General features: G+C 71.5%; 15 protein-coding genes and 1 tRNA gene. 8 read left to right on the top strand and 8 right to left on the bottom strand.

The genetic code is table 11. The features are described from left to right. Positions 1-97 precede the first annotated feature (97 nt). Both ACF089_RS15435 and ACF089_RS15430 read left to right on the top strand, forming a co-directional pair. Complete coding sequence (locus ACF089_RS15435; protein ID WP_392026283.1) at positions 98-2,542, top strand: FdhF/YdeP family oxidoreductase; 2,445 nt, start codon at positions 98-100, stop codon at positions 2,540-2,542. 152 nt (positions 2,543-2,694) lie between these two features. Beyond that, positions 2,695-3,183, top strand: coding sequence for a PaaI family thioesterase (locus ACF089_RS15430; protein WP_392026468.1), 489 nt, complete (start codon positions 2,695-2,697; stop codon positions 3,181-3,183). A gap of 43 nt (positions 3,184-3,226) precedes the next feature. Here the strand turns inward: ACF089_RS15430 and ACF089_RS15425 are convergent, their stop codons facing one another. Further along, entirely contained in the window at positions 3,227-3,955 is a 729-nt protein-coding gene (locus ACF089_RS15425; protein WP_392026281.1) for a MauE/DoxX family redox-associated membrane protein, read from the bottom strand. A 1,035-nt stretch (positions 3,956-4,990) separates the two neighbouring features. Here ACF089_RS15425 and ACF089_RS15420 point away from each other — a divergent pair. The 5 genes from ACF089_RS15420 to ACF089_RS15400 all read left to right on the top strand — a co-directional run bounded on the left by ACF089_RS15420 (position 4,991) and on the right by ACF089_RS15400 (position 10,620). Beyond that, on the top strand, positions 4,991-6,223 hold the full coding sequence (locus ACF089_RS15420; protein ID WP_392026279.1) for a branched-chain amino acid ABC transporter substrate-binding protein: 1,233 nt from the start codon (positions 4,991-4,993) through the stop codon (positions 6,221-6,223). A gap of 98 nt (positions 6,224-6,321) precedes the next feature. After that, positions 6,322-7,254, top strand: coding sequence for a branched-chain amino acid ABC transporter permease (locus tag ACF089_RS15415; protein WP_392026278.1), 933 nt, complete (start codon positions 6,322-6,324; stop codon positions 7,252-7,254). Between the two features lie 5 nt (positions 7,255-7,259). Beyond that, on the top strand, positions 7,260-8,996 hold the full coding sequence (locus ACF089_RS15410) for a branched-chain amino acid ABC transporter permease (RefSeq protein WP_392026276.1): 1,737 nt from the start codon (positions 7,260-7,262) through the stop codon (positions 8,994-8,996). A gap of 5 nt (positions 8,997-9,001) precedes the next feature. Continuing rightward, positions 9,002-9,907 carry an ABC transporter ATP-binding protein gene (locus tag ACF089_RS15405; protein WP_392026467.1) on the top strand — a complete coding sequence of 302 codons (906 nt, stop codon included), beginning with the start codon at positions 9,002-9,004 and terminating at the stop codon, positions 9,905-9,907. After that, complete coding sequence (locus tag ACF089_RS15400) at positions 9,904-10,620, top strand: ABC transporter ATP-binding protein (protein WP_392026275.1); 717 nt, start codon at positions 9,904-9,906, stop codon at positions 10,618-10,620. The genes ACF089_RS15405 and ACF089_RS15400 overlap by 4 nt, the downstream gene beginning before the upstream one ends. Before the next feature lie 117 nt (positions 10,621-10,737). On the opposite strand, the gene ACF089_RS15395 is transcribed toward ACF089_RS15400, so the two are convergent. Further along, positions 10,738-11,412 (bottom strand): ANTAR domain-containing response regulator, encoded by a 675-nt coding sequence (locus ACF089_RS15395; RefSeq protein ID WP_392026273.1) that lies wholly within the window; start codon positions 11,410-11,412, stop codon positions 10,738-10,740. A gap of 99 nt (positions 11,413-11,511) precedes the next feature. On the opposite strand from ACF089_RS15395, the gene ACF089_RS15390 reads away from it, so the two are divergent. Next, positions 11,512-11,584: transfer RNA gene (locus ACF089_RS15390), tRNA-Leu, on the top strand. 58 nt (positions 11,585-11,642) lie between these two features. On the opposite strand, the gene pyk is transcribed toward ACF089_RS15390, so the two are convergent. The 6 genes from pyk to ACF089_RS15360 form a co-directional block, all read right to left on the bottom strand. Beyond that, complete coding sequence (pyk, locus tag ACF089_RS15385; RefSeq protein WP_392026271.1) at positions 11,643-13,076, bottom strand: pyruvate kinase; 1,434 nt, start codon at positions 13,074-13,076, stop codon at positions 11,643-11,645. Positions 13,077-13,232: 156 nt separating this feature from the next. Then, positions 13,233-13,964 carry an SIMPL domain-containing protein gene (locus ACF089_RS15380; RefSeq protein WP_392026269.1) on the bottom strand — a complete coding sequence of 244 codons (732 nt, stop codon included), beginning with the start codon at positions 13,962-13,964 and terminating at the stop codon, positions 13,233-13,235. 82 nt (positions 13,965-14,046) lie between these two features. Beyond that, positions 14,047-15,462, bottom strand: a complete 1,416-nt coding sequence (locus tag ACF089_RS15375) for a lysine N(6)-hydroxylase/L-ornithine N(5)-oxygenase family protein (protein ID WP_392026268.1) — start codon at positions 15,460-15,462, stop codon at positions 14,047-14,049. After that, positions 15,422-16,822, bottom strand: a complete 1,401-nt coding sequence (locus tag ACF089_RS15370) for a pyridoxal phosphate-dependent decarboxylase family protein (RefSeq protein ID WP_392026266.1) — start codon at positions 16,820-16,822, stop codon at positions 15,422-15,424. Before ACF089_RS15370 ends, ACF089_RS15375 begins: the two co-directional genes overlap by 41 nt. Positions 16,823-17,493: 671 nt before the next feature. Continuing rightward, positions 17,494-20,016: an aminopeptidase N gene (gene pepN / locus ACF089_RS15365; RefSeq protein ID WP_392026265.1), complete on the bottom strand. Its 2,523-nt coding sequence runs from the start codon at positions 20,014-20,016 to the stop codon at positions 17,494-17,496. A 102-nt stretch (positions 20,017-20,118) separates the two neighbouring features. Next, entirely contained in the window at positions 20,119-20,454 is a 336-nt protein-coding gene (locus ACF089_RS15360; protein ID WP_392026263.1) for a chorismate mutase, read from the bottom strand. Positions 20,455-20,463: the final 9 nt, after the last annotated feature.

The raw sequence follows: 20,463 nt of genomic DNA, 5'->3' as shown, positions 1-20,463 counted from the left end.
CGCGGGCCGTCGGCGCTCCGGCACGGGACGCCCGCGCACCGGCGTCCGCCAGGTCCCAGCAGGTACACACGCAGGCATCAGCGCCGAGGGAGACACGATGGCCGGCAAACCGCCCGCGGGCGATCCGATCCAGGACGCGCCGGAGGTCTCGGCGGTCCAGCACGCCGCGGCGGGGCTGCCCGCCGTCGCGCACACGCTCAGGATCGCCCAGCGGCAGATGGGGGTGGGCCGCGCCGCCCGGGCCCTGCTCAAGGTCAATCAGAAGGACGGCTTCGACTGCCCCGGCTGCGCCTGGCCGGAGGAGGAGCGACGCCATGTCGCCGAGTTCTGCGAGAACGGGGCGAAGGCGGTGGCCGAGGAGGCGACCCTGCGGCGGGTCACCCCGGATTTCTTCGCCGCGCATCCGGTCGCGGACCTCGCCGGGCGCAGCGGGTACTGGCTGGGTCAGCAGGGCCGGATCACCGAGCCGGTCTATCTGCCCCCGGGCGGCGACCGCTATGAGGCCGTGAGCTGGGAGCGGGCGTTCGCGATCATCGCGGAGGAGCTGACCGCGCTCTCCTCCCCCGACGAGGCGCTGTTCTACACCTCGGGCCGCACCAGCAATGAGGCCGCGTTCCTGTTCCAGCTCTTCGCCCGGGAGTTCGGCACCAACAATCTGCCCGACTGCTCCAACATGTGCCACGAGTCGTCCGGCTCGGCGCTCACCGAGACGCTGGGCGTCGGCAAGGGCAGTGTGTCCCTGGAGGATCTGCACCAGGCGGATCTGATCATCGTGGCGGGTCAGAATCCGGGCACCAACCATCCCCGGATGCTCTCGGCGCTGGAGCGGGCGAAGGCCGCCGGGGCGAAGATCATCTCGGTGAATCCGCTGCCCGAGGCGGGCATGGAGCGGTTCAAGAATCCGCAGACGCCGCGCGGGATGCTCCGGGGCGTCGCGCTCAACGACCTCTTCCTCCAGATCCGCATCGGCGGCGACCAGGCGCTGTTCCGGCTGCTCAACAAGCTGATCCTGGCCGCGTCGGAAGCGGAATCCGCGACCGGGCCGGGGGCCTCGCCGGAGGGGGAGGCCGGGACCGGGCCGGGGGCCTCGCCGGAGGGGGAGGCCGGGACCGGGCCGGGGTCCCCGTCGGAGGCGGAATCCGGGACCGGTACGGCGTCCGGAGCAGGGGCCGGGGCGAGGTCGGGCGACGGTCCGCCGGCCGTCGACCGGGAGTTCGTACGGGAGCACACCCACGGCTTCGAGGAGTTCCGGGCCGCCGCGCTGGCGGCCGACTGGGACGAGACGCTCGCGGCCACCGGGCTGGGGCGCGCGGAGATCGAGCGGGCGCTCGCCATGGTGCTGGCGTCACGGCGGACCGTCGTGTGCTGGGCGATGGGCCTGACCCAGCACAAGCACTCCGTCGCCACCATCCGCGAGGTGGTCAATCTCCTCCTGCTCCGCGGCGCGATCGGCCGCCCCGGCGCGGGCGTCTGCCCGGTGCGCGGTCACTCCAATGTGCAGGGCGACCGGACCATGGGCATCTTCGAGCGGCCCCCGGCGGCGTTCCTGGACGCACTGGAGCGGGAGTTCGGCTTCGCGCCGCCGCGCCACCACGGCCTGGACGTGGTCCGGTCGATCCGCGCGCTGCGCGACGGAGAGGCCAAGGTCTTCTTCGCCATGGGCGGGAACTTCGTCGCGGCGACGCCCGACACGGAGGTGACCGAGGCGGCGATGCGCCGGGCGCGGCTGACGGTCCATGTCTCGACCAAGCTCAACCGCTCCCACGCGGTGACGGGCGAGCGGGCGCTGATCCTGCCCACTCTGGGGCGTACGGACCGGGATGAGCGGGCGGGCCGCCGGCAGGTGGTGACGGTCGAGGACTCGATGGGCATGGTGCACGCCTCGCGGGGCAATCTCCCTCCGGCCGGCCCGCGTCTGCTCTCGGAGCCGGCGATCGTGGCGCGGCTGGCGCGGGCGGTGCTGGGCCCGGCGTCGAAGACGCCCTGGGAGGAGTTCGAGCGGGACTACGGCGCGATCCGCGACCGGATCGCGAGGGTGGTGCCGGGCTTCGAGGACTTCAATACGAAGATCGCCCGGCCCGGGGGCTTCACGCTTCCGCACGCGCCCCGCGACGAGCGCCGTTTCCCCACGGCGACGGGGAAGGCGAATTTCACCGCCGCTCCCGTGGAGTACCCGAGGGTGCCCGAGGGCCGGCTGCTGCTCCAGACCTTGCGGTCGCACGATCAGTACAACACCACGGTGTACGGACTGGACGACCGCTACCGGGGGATCAAGGGGGGCCGCCGGGTGGTGCTGGTGCACCCGGAGGACGCGCGGGAGCTGGATCTGCCGGACGGTTCGTACGCCGATCTGGTCAGCGAGTGGCGGGACGGTGTGGAGCGGCGGGCCCCGGGATTCCGGGTGGTGCACTATCCGACGGCTCGGGGCTGCGCGGCGGCGTACTACCCGGAGACCAATGTGCTGGTGCCGCTGGATTCGACGGCCGACACCAGCAACACCCCGGCGAGCAAGTCCGTGGTGGTGCGGTTCGAGCGGTCGTGACCGCCGCTCCGGGGCGGCGGTCGCCGCCCCGGCCGCGGGCGGTGTGATCGATTCGCCGGGGTGGAATGTGACCCACGGGCTAAGCGTTCGCTCAGTCAGATGGTATGACGGTGGCGACAGCACGCAACGCGTATCGGATCGGAGCCGGGCCCATGGGTGAGCAGTCGACTGTGAAGTTCCCGCAAGAGGTCATCGATGAGTACGCAGCGCTCGGGGTCGATCTGCCCGCGCTCTTCTCCGCCGGTCATCTCGGCAGCCGGATGGGCGTCCGGATCGTGGAGGCGTCGGCGGACCGGGTGGTCGGCACCATGCCGGTGGAGGGCAACACCCAGCCGTACGGGCTGCTGCACGGCGGGGCCTCCGCCGTACTGGCCGAGACCCTCGGGTCCATCGGCTCGATGCTGCACGGCGGCAGCACCAGGATCGCGGTCGGGGTGGACCTCAACTGCACCCATCACCGGGGCGCGCGCTCCGGCCTGGTCACCGGGGTGGCCACGCCCCTGCACCGGGGCCGCTCGACGGCGACGTACGAGATCGTGATCACCGACGAGCGGGAGAAGAGGGTGTGCACCGCGCGGCTCACCTGCATGCTCCGCGAGGTCTCCGCCGAGGACGCCGACCGGGTGCGCGGGAACGGCTGAGCGGCTTCGCCGAGGGCCGTCCCGACGGCGTCCCCGCACCGTCTCAGGACGCCCCGGGACGGCCCGTACGTCCAGCACCACCCGCACCCCTCGCACCACCGGCACCGCCCGCGCCCTGACCGGCACCGCCACCACCCGCGCCCTGACCGCCACCGCCACCGCCACCAGCGCCGCCGCCCGCACCGCCCCGACCCGAAGAGGCCCCCGCGCCCGACCGGTTCGCCCGGACCGCGCCCGCCGGCGGGGCCGGGGCGAAGAGGGCGACCAGATCGTCGAGCCGGACCACGAGCAGCAGAATCACCAGCGCGGCGACCGAGGCGACGGCTCCTCCGGCGGCATGCGGCGGCAGACCGCCGGCCGCCCCGGCGACGGCCGCCGTGAGACCGGCGACCCCGGCGGCGGCCAGCAGCAGATTCCGTACGACGTGGACGGGACCCAGCGGGGTGACCGAGGCTCCGAAACAGCGGCAGGGAGCGCTCCGCCCCCGGCGCAGCGCCAGCACGATGCCCGCGGTGAAGGCGAGCAGCAGCAGCACCGCGAGCGCGAGTCCGAGAGGAGCCGTCGCGTTCGGCACCAGAAGTGCCGCTATGACGGCCTCCGCCGCCGTCACCGCGATCGCGACGGCCCGCGACGCGCGCGCGGGCAGCAGCCTCAGCGCCACGATCGAGGCGGCGAACTCCCGGAACGCCGCCCTGCCGCGCACCTTCCCCACGAGCGCCGCCAGAAAGACGCCGAACAGCAGAATCCGGCACGCGAGCACAACATAGGTCATCAGCACAGCCCCTTGTCCGAAAAGGTGTCCATTCCCCGCAGAGCGGTCCATCACCGCCGGCCGCCGGCGCACGGGACCGCGACCGCACCGCGACCGGGCGGAATCCACGCCGTACGACGCCGGACGCTCGGAACCCGCACCGCGCCGACCACATCACCATCACGCACGCCGCCCCGTCGGCTCACCGAACGTAACGCTCCGGCCCGTACCCCATGGGACCGCGCCAGATAACCGGAGCGGGCGCCTCATCCGTGCGCGCCTCCTCCGGTCCCCGTCGCGGGCGTCTGGCCGGGACCGTACGGGACCGCTCCCCCGGCGCGCCCCGGGCCGCCAACTCCCCTGCCCCACAGGTGTTCTCCTGTCACCCCTCGGCACCATCCTGACCCTCCGGCGACCGGGGGAAACCCGCCGGGGCGGCCGACGGCCGGGCCCGAGGGGCGGCGGACGGGGTTCCGCGCCGGACGGCGGCCCGTCCGCGAGCCCGCCCCGGCCGCGATCGGCGCCGCGAAAGCGGGCCAAGGCGACCCGGGAGCACCGCGCCTGATGGACCGTCGACTGTCGCGTGCCTCGCCCCGCCCACGACGCCGCCGGGGGCGCGTACGCGGAATCGGCGACCGCCCGGGAGGCATTCCCGAAATGGTCACCCTGCGTAGTCATTCACCGGGCGTATCACCCTCCACCCCTCCCCCTCCCGCCCCTGCGGTCCCCCGCCCCGGCGCTCCGACGAGCCTCCCGCCCTGTCAGTACCATGATCCCCTCAAGGGCCTTAGCAGAACTGGGCGTTCTGGCATTTTGAATGCATGATTGAAGCGCCGGAACGCCCGATCTGCCCTACTCGGGACGCCAACCATTGGCCTTGGCATAACAAGAGCGTCACATCCTGACGTCCGTAGTGCCCGACTCCTGCACCTGCGCTTAGAGTCACGGCCAGTCACCGCGCCGCCGGGCGCAGTCAGCACGGCCCGTGTACCTCCGTACGGCCCGGCGACCAAACGGCACCTCAGGGGAGGGGCCGCGCCAGGGAAAGGACTTATCGTGCGAAACCGTTCCTTGCTCATACTCAGCGCCCTGGTCACCACGGGAGCGCTCACACTCACAGCCTGCGGATCGCGCGACGACAACAAGAGCTCCGACGGCGACAGCGGGAAGACCACCGTGGTCATCGGCGTCGACGCCCCGCTGACCGGCTCCCTGTCCGCGCTCGGCCAGGGCATCAAGAACTCCGTGGACCTCGCGGTCAAGACCGCGAACAAGGACAACGTGGTCCCGGGCGTCGAGTTCAAGATGGAGGCCTACGACGACCAGGCCGTCCCCGCCTCGGGCCAGGCGAACGCCCAGAAGCTCGTGGGCAACAAGGACGTCCTCGGCGTGGTCGGACCGCTGAACTCCGGTGTCGCGCAGTCGATGCAGGGCGACTTCGCCAAGGCCGATCTGACCCAGGTCTCCCCGGCCAACACCAACCCCGCCCTCTCCCAGGGCGACAACTGGGCGAAGAACGAGAAGAAGCGCCCCTTCGACACCTACTTCCGCACCGCCACCACCGATGTGATCCAGGGCAAGTTCGCGGCCCAGTACCTGTACAACGAGGCCAAGAAGAAGAAGGTCTATGTCGTCGACGACAAGCAGACCTACGGGGCCGGTCTCGCCGCGATCTTCGCCGAGGAGTTCAAGCGTCTCGGCGGCTCGGTCGTCGGCACCGACCATGTCACGGTGAAGGAGACCGACTTCTCCAGCACCGCCGACAAGGTGAAGTCGAAGGGCGCGGACTCGGTCTACTTCGGCGGCCAGTACCCCGAGGGCGGACTCCTCGCCGACCAGATCAAGAAGGCCGGCGCGAAGATCCCGACCATGGGCGGCGACGCCCTGTACGACCCCGCGTACATCAGCGCCTCCGGCGAGGCGAACGAGGGGGACATCGCGACCTCCGTCGGCTTCCCGATCGAGAAGCTCGACACCGCCAAGAAGTTCATCGCGGACTACAAGACCGCCGGCTACAAGGACCCGTACGCGGCCTACGGCGGCTACTCCTACGACGCCGCCTGGGCGATCGTCCAGGCCGTCAAGGACGTCGTCGCGAAGAACGACGGCAAGGTCCCGAGCGACGCCCGCGCCAAGGTCACCGAGGCCATGGGCACGGTGAACTTCGACGGTGTGACCGGCAAGGTCTCCTTCGACGAGTTCGGCGACACCACGAACAAGCAGCTCACCGTCTACTCCGTCAAGGACGGCAAGTGGACGGACATCAAGAGCTCGACCTTCGAGGACTGACCGGCCGCTCAGCCCCGCATCCCCAGCACCAGCCGCGCGAGGGCGCAACAGCGCCCTCGCGCGGAGTCATATCCGACACGCTCATCGGAGGCTCTGCGGTGAACGAACTGCCGCAACAGCTGGCGAACGGCCTCGCCCTCGGTGCCCTTTACGGTCTCATCGCCATCGGGTACACCATGGTCTACGGCATCGTGCAGCTCATCAACTTCGCCCACGGCGAGATATTCATGATCGGGGGCTTCGGGGCCCTCACCATCTATCTGTGGCTCCCCGGCGGCACCTCGCTGCTCGTGGCGATACCCGCCATGATCATCGGCGGTGCGGTGGCCTCCGTGGCCGTGGCGACCGCGGCGGAACGGTTCGCCTACCGCCCGCTGCGAGGGGCTCCCCGGCTCGCCCCGCTGATCACCGCGATCGGTCTCTCCATCGCCCTTCAGCAGCTCGTCTGGGGCTTCTACCCCGACGCCAAGAAGGCCAGGAGCTTCCCCGAGTTCCCCGGCGACTCCTTCCAGATCACCGAACACCTGATCATCCAGCGCGCCGACGCCTTCGTCCTGGTCCTCGCCCCGCTCTGCATGCTCGCCCTGGGACTCTTCGTCGCCAAGAGCCGCAGCGGACGCGCCATGCAGGCCACCGCGCAGGACCCGGACACGGCCAAGCTGATGGGCATCAACACCGACCGGATCATCGTGATGGCCTTCGCCATCGGCGCGGCCTTCGCCGCGGTCGCGGCGGTCGCCTACGGGCTGGACAAGGGCCAGATCAACTTCGAGATGGGCTTCATCCTCGGGCTCAAGGCGTTCACCGCGGCGGTCCTCGGAGGCATCGGCAACATCTACGGGGCCATGGTCGGCGGAGTCGTCCTCGGCCTCGCGGAGTCGCTGTCGATCGCGTACATCGAAGAGATTCCCGGAATGCAGCAGCTCGGCGGTGGCGCCTGGTCCAACGTCTGGGCGTTTGTCCTTCTCATCGTCGTCCTCCTCGTCAGGCCGCAGGGTCTGCTCGGCGAGCGCGTCGCGGATCGGGCGTGATACGGATGACCACCGACCTCACCAAGGACACCCCGGCCGCCCCCGCGGCGGACGGGGCCTCCCGCACCACGGCCCTGCGCCGGCTGATCGCGGCCGGCGGCCTCGCCACCGTCGCGAGCACCTTCCTCTCCTGGACCTACACCAGCGAGTTCCCCGGCGACCTCACCGTCTACGGCTATCCCGCCGGACTCCAGGTGCTCACCCTGGTCGCGGGCCTGCTGGTGACCGTGTACGCCCTGGCCTCGCTGGGCGTCAAGGGTCTCGGCTGGCTCGCCCCCGCCGGCACGACGGCGGCGCTGCGGATGCTGGCCCTCGGCGCCTTCGGCACCGTGTGGTTCACCGTCGTGGCCATCGCCGTCCAGCTCGGCGGGCTGGCCCATCTCGATCCGGGCGGCTTCGTCGCGGCCGCGGCCTCCGCGCTGCCCCTGGTCGCGTTCCTGCTGCCCGACGACGCCCGCAAGGCCGAGCGCCCGCGCGAACTGCCCTCCTGGGCCGAGATCCTGATCATCGTCGCCGTCTTCGGCGTCGGTCTGTACGTGATCACGTACGGCATCGACACCGAGGACGCGGAGCTGTTCACCGGGTATCTGATCAGCGTCGGATTCGCCGTGGGCGGGCTCGTCAAGGCGGGCGCCGTGGCCCGGCTGTCGGCGCTCACCGCCAAGTACCGCCAGGTCACCGTGGTCGCGGCGTTCGTCGCCGCCGCCGCCTTCCCCTTCACCCAGAACACCGACACGTACACGCTCATCGCGGTCAACATCCTCATCTTCGCGACCGTCGCCCTGGGCCTGAACATCGTCGTCGGTCTGGCCGGACTGCTCGACCTCGGCTATGTCGCCTTCCTCGGCGTCGGCGCGTACACCGCCGCGCTGGTCTCCGGATCGACGGCCTCCGCGTTCGACGTGCGCTTCCCCTTCTGGGCCTCGGTGCTCACCGGCGCGGTCGTCTCACTGATCTTCGGCGTCGTCATCGGCGCCCCGACCCTGCGGCTGCGCGGCGACTATCTCGCCATCGTGACCCTCGGCTTCGGCGAGATCTTCCGGATCGCCATGGGCAACCTCGACGGGGTCTCCGGACCGCAGATCACCAACGGCCCCAACGGCATCCCCAACATCCCCGATCTGAACTTCTTCGGGTACGACTTCGGGGAGCCGCACACCGTCCTCGGCGTCGAGCTGGGCAGCTACGCCAACTACTACCTGCTGATGCTGCTCGCGATGGTGCTGGTCGTGGTGGTCTTCAGCCGGGCCGGCAGCTCCCGGATCGGCCGGGCCTGGGTCGCCATCCGCGAGGACGAGACCGCCGCGACCGCGATGGGCATCAACGGCTTCCGGGTCAAGCTGATCGCCTTCGCCCTCGGCGCGACGCTCGCCGGCCTGGCCGGCACCGTACAGGCGCATGTCCAGCACACCGTCGTACCCGAGATGTACCAGTTCGCCGGGCCGGTGCCGCCCAACTCGGCCTTCCTGCTGGCCGCGGTGATCCTCGGCGGCATGGGCACGGTCAGCGGTCCGCTGCTCGGGGCCACGCTGCTGTACATGATCCCGGCGAAGCTCCAGTTCCTCCAGGACTACCAGCTCCTGGGCTTCGGCATCGCGCTGATCCTGCTGATGCGGTTCCGCCCCGAGGGCCTGATCGCCAACCGCCGGGCGCAGCTGGAGTACCACGAGACCGATCAGCTCGACGTACCGGACAAGGGTCTGCCCGGCTCCGGCGTCGGCGTCACCAAGGCGGGGGCGTGAACGTCATGACGACCACCACCACCGGCGGCCCCCCGGCCGCGCCCGTGCTGGAGGCCACCGGGGTCACCATGAGGTTCGGCGGTCTGGTCGCCGTCAACTCGGTGGACCTCACGGTCGGGGCGGGCGAGATCGTCGGTCTCATCGGTCCCAACGGCGCGGGCAAGACCACCTTCTTCAACTGCCTCACCGGTCTGTATGTGCCGACCGAGGGGAGGGTCGCCTACCGGGGCGGTGTGCTGCCGCCCAAGCCGCATTTGGTCACCCAGGCGGGGGTGGCGCGCACCTTCCAGAACATCCGGCTCTTCTCCAATATGACGGTGCTGGAGAATGTGCTGGTGGGACGGCACACCCGGACCAAGGAGGGGCTCTGGTCCGCGCTGGTGCGCGGCCCGGGCTTCAAGCGGGCCGAGGCCGCCTCGCACGAACGCGCCATGGAGCTGCTGGAGTTCATCGGTCTGGAGCACAAGGCCGATCATCTGGCCCGCAATCTGCCCTACGGCGAGCAGCGGAAGCTGGAGATCGCGCGGGCGCTGGCGAGCGATCCGGGGCTGTTGCTGCTCGACGAGCCGACGGCCGGGATGAATCCGCAGGAGACCCGGGCGGCCGAGGAGCTGATCTTCGCCATCCGGGACCAGGGCATCGCGATTCTCGTCATCGAGCACGACATGCGCTTCATCTTCAATCTCTGCGACCGGGTGGCCTGTCTCGTCCAGGGCGTGAAACTGGTCGAGGGGACCCCGGAGGCGGTCCAGGGAGACGAGCGGGTCGTGGCCGCGTATCTCGGCACCCCCTTCGAGGGGGCGCCGGGCGCGGCGGAGGTCGCCGAGGTCGAGGCGGCCGAGGCCCAGAGCGCCGCCGGCACCGGCCGGGAGTCCGGCGCCGGCACCAGCCCGGAGGGGGAAGCCCAGTGACCGCACTGCTGGAGGTCGAGGACCTCAGGGTCGCGTACGGCAAGATCGAGGCGGTGAAGGGGATCTCCTTCCAGGTCGAGGCCGGGCAGGTGGTGACCCTGATCGGCACCAACGGCGCGGGCAAGACCACCACCTTGCGCACGCTCTCCGGGCTGCTGAAGCCCTCGTCGGGGCGGATCGTCTTCGACGGCAAACCGCTGGGCTCGGTCCCGGCGCACAAGATCGTCGCGCTGGGGCTCGCCCACTCCCCCGAGGGCCGGCACATCTTCCCCCGGCTGACGATCGGCGAGAATCTCCAGCTCGGGGCGTTCCTCCGGTCCGACAAGGCGGGGATCGAGAAGGACGTCCAGCGCGCGTACGAGCTGTTCCCGATTCTGGGCGAGCGCAGCAAGCAGGCGGCGGGCACCCTCTCGGGCGGCGAGCAGCAGATGCTGGCGATGGGGCGGGCGCTGATGTCCCGGCCGAAGCTGCTGATGCTCGACGAGCCGTCCATGGGGCTCTCCCCGATCATGATGCAGAAGATCATGTCGACGATCACCGAGCTGAAGGCCCAGGGCACCACGATTCTGCTGGTCGAGCAGAACGCCCAGGCCGCGCTCTCGCTCGCCGATCAGGGGCATGTGATGGAGGTCGGGAGCATCGTGCTCTCCGGTCCGGGACGGGATCTGCTGGTGGACGAGTCGGTCCGCAAGGCCTATCTCGGCGAGGACTGATCCGGACCCGCACGACGAGCAGGGCCCGTGCCCCCGGTGAGGGGGTACGGGCCCTGCTGTGCGTGTACGGGGTACGGGGCGGGGCCTCGGGCCCCGGTCGTGCGGAAGCGGCGGGGGCTACTGGCCCTTGGCCGCCTTCTTCTCCTCGGCGTCCTGGATGACGGCCTCGGCGACCTGCTGCATGGAGAGCCGGCGGTCCATCGAGGTCTTCTGGATCCAGCGGAACGCGGCCGGCTCGGTGAGTCCGTACTCCGTCTGGAGAACGGACTTGGCCCGGTCCACCAGCTTGCGGGTCTCCAGCCGCTGGGAGAGGTCGGCGACCTCCTTCTCCAGGGCCTTCAGCTCGGTGAAGCGGGAGACGGCCATCTCGATGGCGGGCACCACGTCGCTCTTGCTGAACGGCTTGACGAGATACGCCATCGCTCCGGCGTCGCGGGCCCGCTCGACCAGATCGCGCTGGGAGAAGGCGGTCAGCATCAGCACGGGGGCGATGGACTCCTCGGCGATCTTCTCGGCGGCGGAGATGCCGTCGAGGACGGGCATCTTCACATCGAGGATGACGAGGTCGGGGCGGTGCTCACGGGCGAGTTCGACGGCCCGCAGGCCGTCGCCCGCCTCGCCGACGACCGCGTACCCCTCCTCCTCCAGCATCTCTTTGAGGTCGAGCCGGATGAGGGCCTCGTCCTCCGCGATCACCACACGGGTCGTCAGCGGAGGAATGTGCGACGTGTCCTCGTCGGCGTGCGACGGATCGTCGTCGGAGACGGGCTGGGGCGAGTCGGGGGCGCTCACGGGACTCCTCATTCCAAGGCAGGGTGCTCCCCATGAGACTACCCAGCTCCTGTATGGTTGGGGCACGAAGGGTGCCCGCCATCCTTCGTTTCCAAGGGCACCCCGGTAGCCCAGCGGTAGAGGCAGTGGTCTCAAACACCATCCAGCGTGGGTTCGAATCCCACCCGGGGTACTTTACCTGGATTTCCAAGGTCATGACCGAGGCCCCTCTTTCGAGGGGCCTCAGCGCGTTATCCGGGCAGTTCGTCCTCGCCGATGTGGTGCACCCGGACCAGATTGGTGGAGCCCGCGACTCCGGGCGGCGATCCCGCCGTGATCACCACGATGTCGCCCCGCTCGCAGCGGCCGATCTTGAGCAGCTCCTCGTCCACCTGGGCCACCATCGCGTCGGTGGAGTCCACCTGCGGCCCGAGGAAGGTCTCGACGCCCCAGGTCAGGGTCAGCTCGGAGCGGGTGGCCGGATCCGGGGTGAACGCCAGCAGCGGAATCGGCGAACGGTAGCGGGAGAGCCGCTTGACCGTGTCTCCGGACTGGGTGAAGGCCACCAGGGACTTCGCGCCCAGGAAGTCGCCCATCTCCGCCGCCGCGCGGGCCACCGCGCCGCCCTGCGTACGCGGCTTGTTCCGCTCGTTCAGCGGCGGCAGCCCCTTGGCGAGCACATCCTCCTCGGCCGCCTCCACGATCCGGCTCATCGTCCGCACCGTCTCCACCGGGTACTTGCCCACGCTGGTCTCGCCGGAGAGCATCACCGCGTCGGTGCCGTCGATGATCGCGTTGGCCACGTCGGACGCCTCGGCGCGGGTGGGGCGGGAGTTCTCGATCATCGAGTCCAGCATCTGGGTGGCGACGATGACCGGCTTGGCGTTGCGCCGGGCGAGCTTGACCGCCCGCTTCTGGACGATCGGCACCTGCTCCAGCGGCATCTCGACGCCGAGGTCGCCGCGGGCCACCATCACACCGTCGAAGGCGGCCACGATGTCGTCGATGTTCTCGACGGCCTGCGGCTTCTCCACCTTGGCGATCACCGGGACCCGGCGGCCCTCCTCGTCCATGATCCGGTGCACGTCCTCCACGTCCCGCCCGCTGCGGACGAAGGACAGGGCGACGATGTCCGCGCCGATGCGCAGCGCCCAGCGGAGATCCTCGACGTCCTTCTCGGACAGGGCCGGGACGGAGACCGCGACCCCGGGGAGATTCAGCCCCTTGTGGTCGGAGACCATGCCGCCCTCGATGACAGTGGTGCGCACCAGGGGGCCCTCGACCCCGGTCACCTCCAGGGTGACCTTGCCGTCGTCCACGAGAATGCGCTCGCCCGCGGCGACGTCGCCGGTCAGCCCCGGATAGGTGGTGCCGCAGACCGCGCGGTCGCCCTCGACGTCCTCGACGGTGATGGTGAACTCATCGCCGCGTTCAAGGAGTACGGGCCCTTCGCGGAACCGGCCCAGCCGAATCTTCGGGCCTTGAAGGTCGGCCAGGATTCCGACGCTGCGGCCGGTCTCGTCGGACGCCTTGCGCACCCGGTGGTACCGATCCTCGTGATCCGCGTACGAGCCATGGCTGAGATTGAAGCGGGCCACGTCCATTCCGGCCTCGACCAATGCCTTGATCTGGTCGTATGAGTCGGTGGCTGGGCCCAGAGTACAGACGATTTTCGCTCGGCGCATGAACCGAGACTATGCCTTACCGACCGGTAGAGAATTGGCCGGGCATGACTACTCAACAACCTTTGCATGAAAGGCTGTTGACAAGTGTTGAATTGTGCGCAGGGCCGCTCCGATGAGCAATTCCACTCCGGCCGGGGGCCCCGCGCGGCGGTCCGGTCACAAGGCGGGCGGGGTCATCGTGAAGCGCGCGGTGACCTGGGCGTAGACCGTCTGGCGCTGCGGTTCGAGATCGAGCGCGGGCGCCGATTCGACCGATTCCGCGCCCGCGAAGGCCGCGACGCGCATGGTCCCCGGGACCGGGCCGCCGTACGGAGCCGTGTTCTCCGCGCCCAGATCCGCCAGCTCCACCAGCGCGGCCAGCCGCGCCCCCAGCGCCCCGGCGTACTCACGGGCCCGCTGCACCGCCTCCCGCACCGCCGTACGACGGGCCTCGCCGTGCGCCGGCGAGTCCGGGCGCAGCGCCCACCAGGGACCGTCCACCTGGGTCAGCTCCAGATCCGCGAGACGCGTGGTCAGCTCGCCCAGCGCGGTGAAGTCGCCCAGCTCGGCGGTGATGCGGACACTGCCGTGATACGCCCGCACCCGCTCGCCGCGCCCGTGCCGGGTGAGCTGGGGGCTGATCGAGAAGGCCCCGGTCTCCAGCTTCTCCACCGCCTCGCCGTAGGACTTGATCAGCTCCAGCACGGCGGCGTTGCGGCGGGTGAGATCGTCGAGCGCGCCGCGCCGGTCGGCGCCGCGCGCGCTGACGACGACGCCGATCCGGGCGATCTCGGGGTCGACTTCGAGACGGGCCTCCCCGATGACCGCGACACGCGGGGTCTCGGGGGTGCCGTAGGGCGCGGCGGACGGTCCGTGCGGGGCTGCGGGTGCGGATGCGTCGGTGGTCACGGTGGCTCCCTCGTACGGTGTGGGCGTACGCACACTGTCGCAGACGGCGACGGCGGGGCGGGGAACGCGCCGGGGGCGGTGCTCAGACGACCGGGGCGAGAGGGGTGAGGGCGGCGGGCCGGTCGCGGAGGTCCGGGGCGGCCTCGGGGCGGTCCAGGCCGAAGCTGGTGAAGGCGGTGCGGCGCGGCATCGGATAGGGCGCCTTGCCCGTGAGCGAGTTGAGGATGGCGGCGCTGCGCCAGGCGGCGAGGCCGAGGTCGGGGGCGCCGACGCCGTGGGTGTGGGTCTCCGCGTTCTGCACATGGACCGCGCCGGTGATCCGCTCGTCGAGCACCAGCCGGTACTCGGCGTCGACCCGCGGGCGCCCGGCGGAGTCCCGTCGCAGATAGGGCTCCAGTCCGGCGAGCATCGCGCCGGGCGGGCGCTCGCGGTAGCCGGTGGCGAGGACCACGGCGTCGGTGGTGAGGCAGGAGCGGGTGGCCTGCTGGAGGTGCTCCAGATGCAGTTCGACCTTGGTGGTGGCGATCCGGCCGGCGGTGCGGACGGTCACTCCCGGGGTGAGGACGGCGTCCGGCCAGCCGCCGTGCAGGGAGCGGCGGTACAGCTCCTCGTGGATGGCGGCGATGGTCTGGGCGTCGATGCCCTTGTGGAGCTGCCACTGCCGGGGCACGAGCCGGTCCCGGGTCTCCTCCGGCAGGGTGCGGAAGTAGCGGGTGTAGTCGGGGGTGAAGTGCTCCAGGCCCAGCTTGGAGTACTCCATGGGGGCGAAGGACTCGGTCCGGGAGAGCCAGTGGATCCGCTCGGCCCCCGGGGGGCGGCGGCGGAGCAGATCGAGGAAGACCTCGGCCCCCGACTGGCCCGAGCCGACGACGGTGACATGGCCGGCGGCGAGCAGCCGGGCGCGGTGGTCGAGATAGTCGCTGGAGTGGACGACCGGCACGGAGAAGGCGTCGGCCAAGGGTCTCAGCGCGTCGGGTACGTACGGTTCGCTGCCCAGGCCGAGCACGATGTTGCGGGCGTGGGTGCGGCCGACGGCCTCCACCTCGCCGTCGAGGTCCAGCCGGGAGAAGTCGACCTCGAACAGCTCGTGCGCGCCGTTCCAGCGGACCGCGTCGACCTGGTGGGCGAAGTGGAGGCCGGGGAGGCTGTCGCTGACCCAGCGGCAGTAGGCGTCGTACTCGGCGCGGTGGATGTGGAAGCTCTGGGCGAAGTAGAAGGGGTAGAGGCGCTCGCGCGAGCGGAGGTAGCGCAGAAAGCTCCAGGGGCTCGCGGGGTCGGCGAGGGTGACCAGGTCGGCGAGGAAGGGGACTTGGAGGGTGGTGCCGTCGATCAGGAGCCCCGGGTGCCAGCTGAAGCGGCGGCGGCGCTCGAAGAAGGCGGTGGCGAGGCCGCCGGGGACGCCGTGGGCGAGGGCGGCGAGGGAGAGGTTGAAGGGGCCGATGCCGATGCCCACGAGGTCATGGGGCTGGTCGGGTTCGGCTGTGGGCAGGGCGGTCATCGGAGGTGCTTCCTTCCACGAGTTCGATCAGTCGCCTCAGGTCGCCGGGGGTGGCGTGAGGGTTGAGAAGGGTCGCCTTGAGCCACAGCCGGCCGTCGGCGCGGGCCCGGCCGAGGACGGCGCGCCCGTCGGCGAGGAGGGCGCGGCGGATCCGGGCGACCTCGTCGTCGGGGGCGCCGGCGGGGCGGAAGAGGACGGTGGCGAGGGCGGGCGGCTCCCACAGCTCCAGCCCGGGGCGGGCCTCGATCAGCGCGGCGAAGCGGCGGGCGGTGGCGAGCACTTGGTCCACCAGCGCGGCGAGCCCCTCACGGCCGAGGGCCCTGAGGGTGACGGCGATCTTGAGGATGTCGGGCCGGCGGGTGGTGCGCGGGGAGCGGCCGAGGAGATCGGGGAGTCCGGCCTCGGTGTCGTCGTCGGCGTTGAGGTAGTCGGCGGTGAGGGCGAGCGGGGCGAGGCGGGCGCGGTCGGCGACCGCGAAGAGTCCGGCGGCGACCGGCTGCCAGCCGAGCTTGTGCAGATCGAGGGTGACGGAGTCGGCGCGGTCGAGTCCGGCGAGGAGGGGGCGGTGGCGGGCGCTGAAGAGGAGCCCGCCTCCGTAGGCGGCGTCGATGTGCAGCTCGGCGCGGTGCTGGGCGCAGCGGTCGGCGACGGCCGGGAGCGGGTCGATACGGCCGGTGTCGGTGGTGCCGGCGGTGGCGACGACGAGGTGGGGGCCGGGGAGGCCGTCGAGCGCGGTGTGGAGGGCGTCCGGGTCCAGGCCCCGGGCGTCGGGGACGGTGTGGGGCTCGGGCAGTCCGAGCAGCCAGGCGGCGCGGCGTACGGAGTGGTGGGCCGAGGCCCCGCAGACGGTCCGGACCGGGCCGTGGCGCTCCCGGGCGAGGAGCAGGGCGAGCTGGTTGGACTCGGTGCCGCCGGTGGTGACGAGGGCGTCGGGGGCGGGGGCGCGGGGGTAGACCTCGGCGGCGAGGGTCCGGGTGACGGTCCGCTCCAGCGCGGAGGCGGCGGGGGCCTGGTCCCAGGAGTCCAGGGACGGGTTGAGCGCGGAGGCGGCGAGATCGGCCGCGACGGCGAGGGCGAGGGGCGGGGGGTGGAGATGGGCGGCGCAGTGGGGGTGCGCGGGGTCGGCGGAGCCCAGGGCGAGGGCGTGCACCAGGCGGTGCAGGGCCTGGTGCGGGCCGTCGCCGCGATCGGGGAGTACGGGGTCGGCCGCGCCGCGGACCAGGGCGTCGACGCGGTCCGGCCCGCCCGCGGGGAGGGGGCCCCGGCGCTCGGTCGCGCCCTCGCGGAGGGCGTCGAGCACGGTGCGGAGGAGGGGGCGGAGGGCGTCGGGTCCTGAGGGGCCTCCGGAGAGGGTGGGCACGGGGGGTTCTCCTCCCGGAGGGGTGGAGGTGGACTCTGCCGTGCTCAACGAGTGGGGCCGCCCCTGGTATCGGCACCCCTCCCCGGGGCTCCGCCCCGGACCCGGCGCCTCAAACGCCGGCGAGGCTGAGTCTGGGTGATGGCGCGGGCCGCCCCGCGCCTCAAACGCCGGCGGGGCTGGGGGTGAGGGTGGCCCGGCCCGTGACTCAAACGGCGACAGAGCTGGGATTCACCCGCGTCGACGTCCCCACCGGACCAGAGACCCGACGTCCGGACAGCAGGCAAAAACCAGCCCGTCCGGCGATTGAGGACGGACCCGCACCCCAAGCACGCACAGCGAACGAACGCCCGGGCCCTCCCGGGGCTCCGCCCCGAACCCCGCGCCTCAAACGCCGGCGAGGCTGGGATTCTCGCGCCTCAATCGCCAGGCGGGGCTGGGGGTGAGGGTGGCCCGGCCCGCGCCTCAAACGGCGACAGAGATGGGATGCACGCGCGTCGGCATCCCCACCGGACCGGAAACCCGACGACCGGACAGCAGGCAAAAACCAGCCCGTCCGGCGATTGAGGACGGACCCGGGCGACGGAGGTGGGGGGCGTGGATGTGGAGAAGGGAACGCCCCGGCAGGGGGTGCCGGGGCGGGAGGGGTGGGAGGGGAGAGAGGGAGGGGAGGGTTAGGGGGTGCGGATGGGGAGGGCGCGGTGGAGGTCGGCGAGTTGGTCGGAGAGTTTGCGGCGGAGGGCCGGGATCATCTCGGCCTCGCGCAGACAGCGCTCGCCGAGTTCGAGGGTCTCGGCGTCCACGGCGTGCGCCGGAAAGGCGTGGCGGCCCGCGGCCTCGGCGATGGCGGGGCCGCGGCGCGCGGCGAGGTCGACGGCGGCGGGGAAGAAGCGCGGGATGTACTCGCGTACGAGGTCGGCCTGTTCCGGCTGCCAGAACCCCTGGGCCGCGGCGGTGAAGAGGTAGTTGGAGACGGAGTCGGAGCTGAAGAGCTGCTCCCAGGCCGCCGCCTTGGCCTGCGGATCGGGCAGCGCGGCCCGGCAGCGGGCGGCCCCCTCGCGCCCGGTGGCGCTGGGGTCCAGCTCCAGTTCGGCGGCGATGGCCCGCTCGTCGGTCGCGCCGAGGACGGCGAGGCGGTAGAGGATCCGCCAGCGCAGCTCGGGGTCCAGCTCCGGCCCGCCGGTGACGCTGCCGTCGGAGAGCCACTCCTGGATGGTCTCGGGCTGGGCCGCCGCGGCGATGCAGTGGCGTACCGCGATCAGCCGGAGCCCGGCGTCGCTGCCGTCCTCGGTGCGGCGCAGCAGCGCGCGGCAGATGTCCCTGATCGCGGCGAGCGCCGCGGGCCTGTCGTCGGCGGGGCTGAAGCGGTCGGCGATCTCGGACCGGGCGAAGCCGAGGACGCCCTGGACGATCGCGAGGTCGGACTCGCGCGGCAGATGCGCGGCGGCGGCCGCCAGATAGTCCTTGGGGGCGAGTTCGCCGTCGCGGACCATGTCCCGGGCCGCGTTCCAGACGACGGCTCGGGTCAGCGGGTCGGGGACGCGGGAGAGGACGGCGGTGACGGCGTCCCAGGAGGCGGCGTCGAAGCGGATCTTGGCGTAGGTGGTGTCGTTGTCGTTGAGGACGACGAGGGCGGGGCGGCGGCCGGGGTGCGTGCCGGACTCGCCGTGCGGCACGTCCAGCTCGAAGCGCCCGCGCGGGATCAGCCGGGTGTCGTCGACGGGGTCGATGTCGTACGCGCCGACGGCGACGCGGTGCGGCCTCGTGCCGTCCTGGGCGACGGTGAGCGACCAGGAGCCGCCGGCCTCGGCGACCGCGGGCCGCAGGGTGTCGACGCCGGTGGTCCGCAGCCAGGTCTCGGCCCAGCCGTGGACGTCGCGATCGGTGGCCTGGGCGAGGGAGTCGATGAAGTCGGCGAGGGTGGCGTTGCCGAACCTGTGCCGGGCGAAGTGGGTGTTGATCCCGGCGAGGAAGTCCTTCTCCCCCATCCAGGTCACCAGCTGCCGCAGCGCGGAGGCCCCCTTGGCGTAGGAGATGCCGTCGAAGTTGAGCATCGCCGAGGCGGTGTCGGGGACGGCCTCCGGGTCGGGGGCGACGGGGTGGGTGGAGGGCCGCTGGTCGGCGTCGTACCCCCAGCCCTTGCGGTTGACGGCGAAGTCGACCCAGGTGTCGGTGAAGCGGGTGGCCTCGGTGAGGATCTGGAAGCCCATGTACTCGGCGAAGGACTCGTTGAGCCAGAGGTCGTCCCACCAGACCATGGTGACGAGGTCGCCGAACCACATGTGGGCCATCTCGTGGGCGATGACCATGGCCCGGGTCTGCCGCTCGGTGTCGGTGACGGCGGAGCGGTAGACGAACTCGTCCCGGAAGGTGACCAGGCCGGGGTTCTCCATCGCGCCCGCGTTGAACTCGGGGACGAAGGCCTGGTCGTACGAGTCGAAGGGGTACGGCTCCTCGAACTTCTCGTGGTACCGGTCGTAGCACTGGCGAGTGATCTCGAACAGCTCTTCGGCGTCGGCGTCGAGGTGCTCGGCGAGCGAGCGGCGGCAGTGCAGGCCGAAGGGGAGCCCGGCGTGCTCGGTGCGGATCGAGTGCCAGGGTCCGGCCGCGACGGCCATGAAGTAGGTGGCGAGCGGCGGGGTCGGCGCGCAGGTCCAGACGCCGTGGCCGTCGTCGGCGGCGATGCCGTTGCCCAGTACGGTCCAGCCCTCGGGGGCCTTCACGGTCAGCGCGAAGACGGCCTTGAGGTCGGGCTGGTCGAAGGCGGCGAAGACGCGCTGGACGTCCTCCATGAAGAGCTGGGTGTAGACGTAGGTCTCACCGTCGGAGGGGTCGGTGAAGCGGTGCATGCCCTCGCCGGTGCGCGAATAGCGCATGTCCGCCGTGACGGTCAGCTCGTGCTCGCCCGCGCTCAGCGCGGGGAGCGGGAAGCGGTTCCCGTCGAGCAGGGCGGGGTCGAGCGGCTGTCCGTCCAGCGCGATGGAGTGCAGTACCGCCGGCTTGACCTCGACGAAGGTGTCCCCGTCCGCGCGGGCGGTGAAGTGTATGACGGTGCGGGAGCCGAAGACCTCTTCTCCGGTCGCGGATGATTCGGGAGGAACCTCGGCCCCCAGGGTCAGATCGAGCTCGACCGTGTACCGGTGGACGTCGAGAAGCTGGGCTCGGTTCTGCGCTTCGTCGCGCGTGAGTACGGACATGAAGGCCATGCTGCCTGATGAGAGCCGCCGAGCACACGGGGTATCGGTTCCGCTCTGAGCGCACGCGAGCACCCGGGTCCGGGCGGCGGTCCGGGACGGCCCTCAGCCGTCGTATCGCGGATCGGGAGCGTCCGGATTGGCCGCGATGGTCTCGTGGTGCCGGATGACCTCGGCGATGATGAAGGTGAGCAGTTTCTCGGCGAACGCCGGGTCGAGCTTCGCGCTCTCGGCGAGCTGGCGCAGCCGGTCGATCTGGCGGGCCTCGCGCTCGGGGTCCGCGGGCGGCAGCTGGTGCTGCGCCTTGAGCAGCCCGACCTGCTGGGTGCACTTGAAACGCTCGGCGAGCATGTGCACGACGGCGGCGTCGATGTTGTCGATGCTCCCGCGCAGCCGGTCCAGCTCGGCTCGGACGCTGGTGTCGATGTCCCTGGTGGTCATGGACGCCGA

The organism is Streptomyces sp. NPDC014894, assembly GCF_043080985.1.
GTDB lineage: Bacteria > Actinomycetota > Actinomycetes > Streptomycetales > Streptomycetaceae > Streptomyces.
Note: the sequence above shows the minus strand (reverse complement) of the source record. Positions and strands in the feature narration are given on the sequence as shown.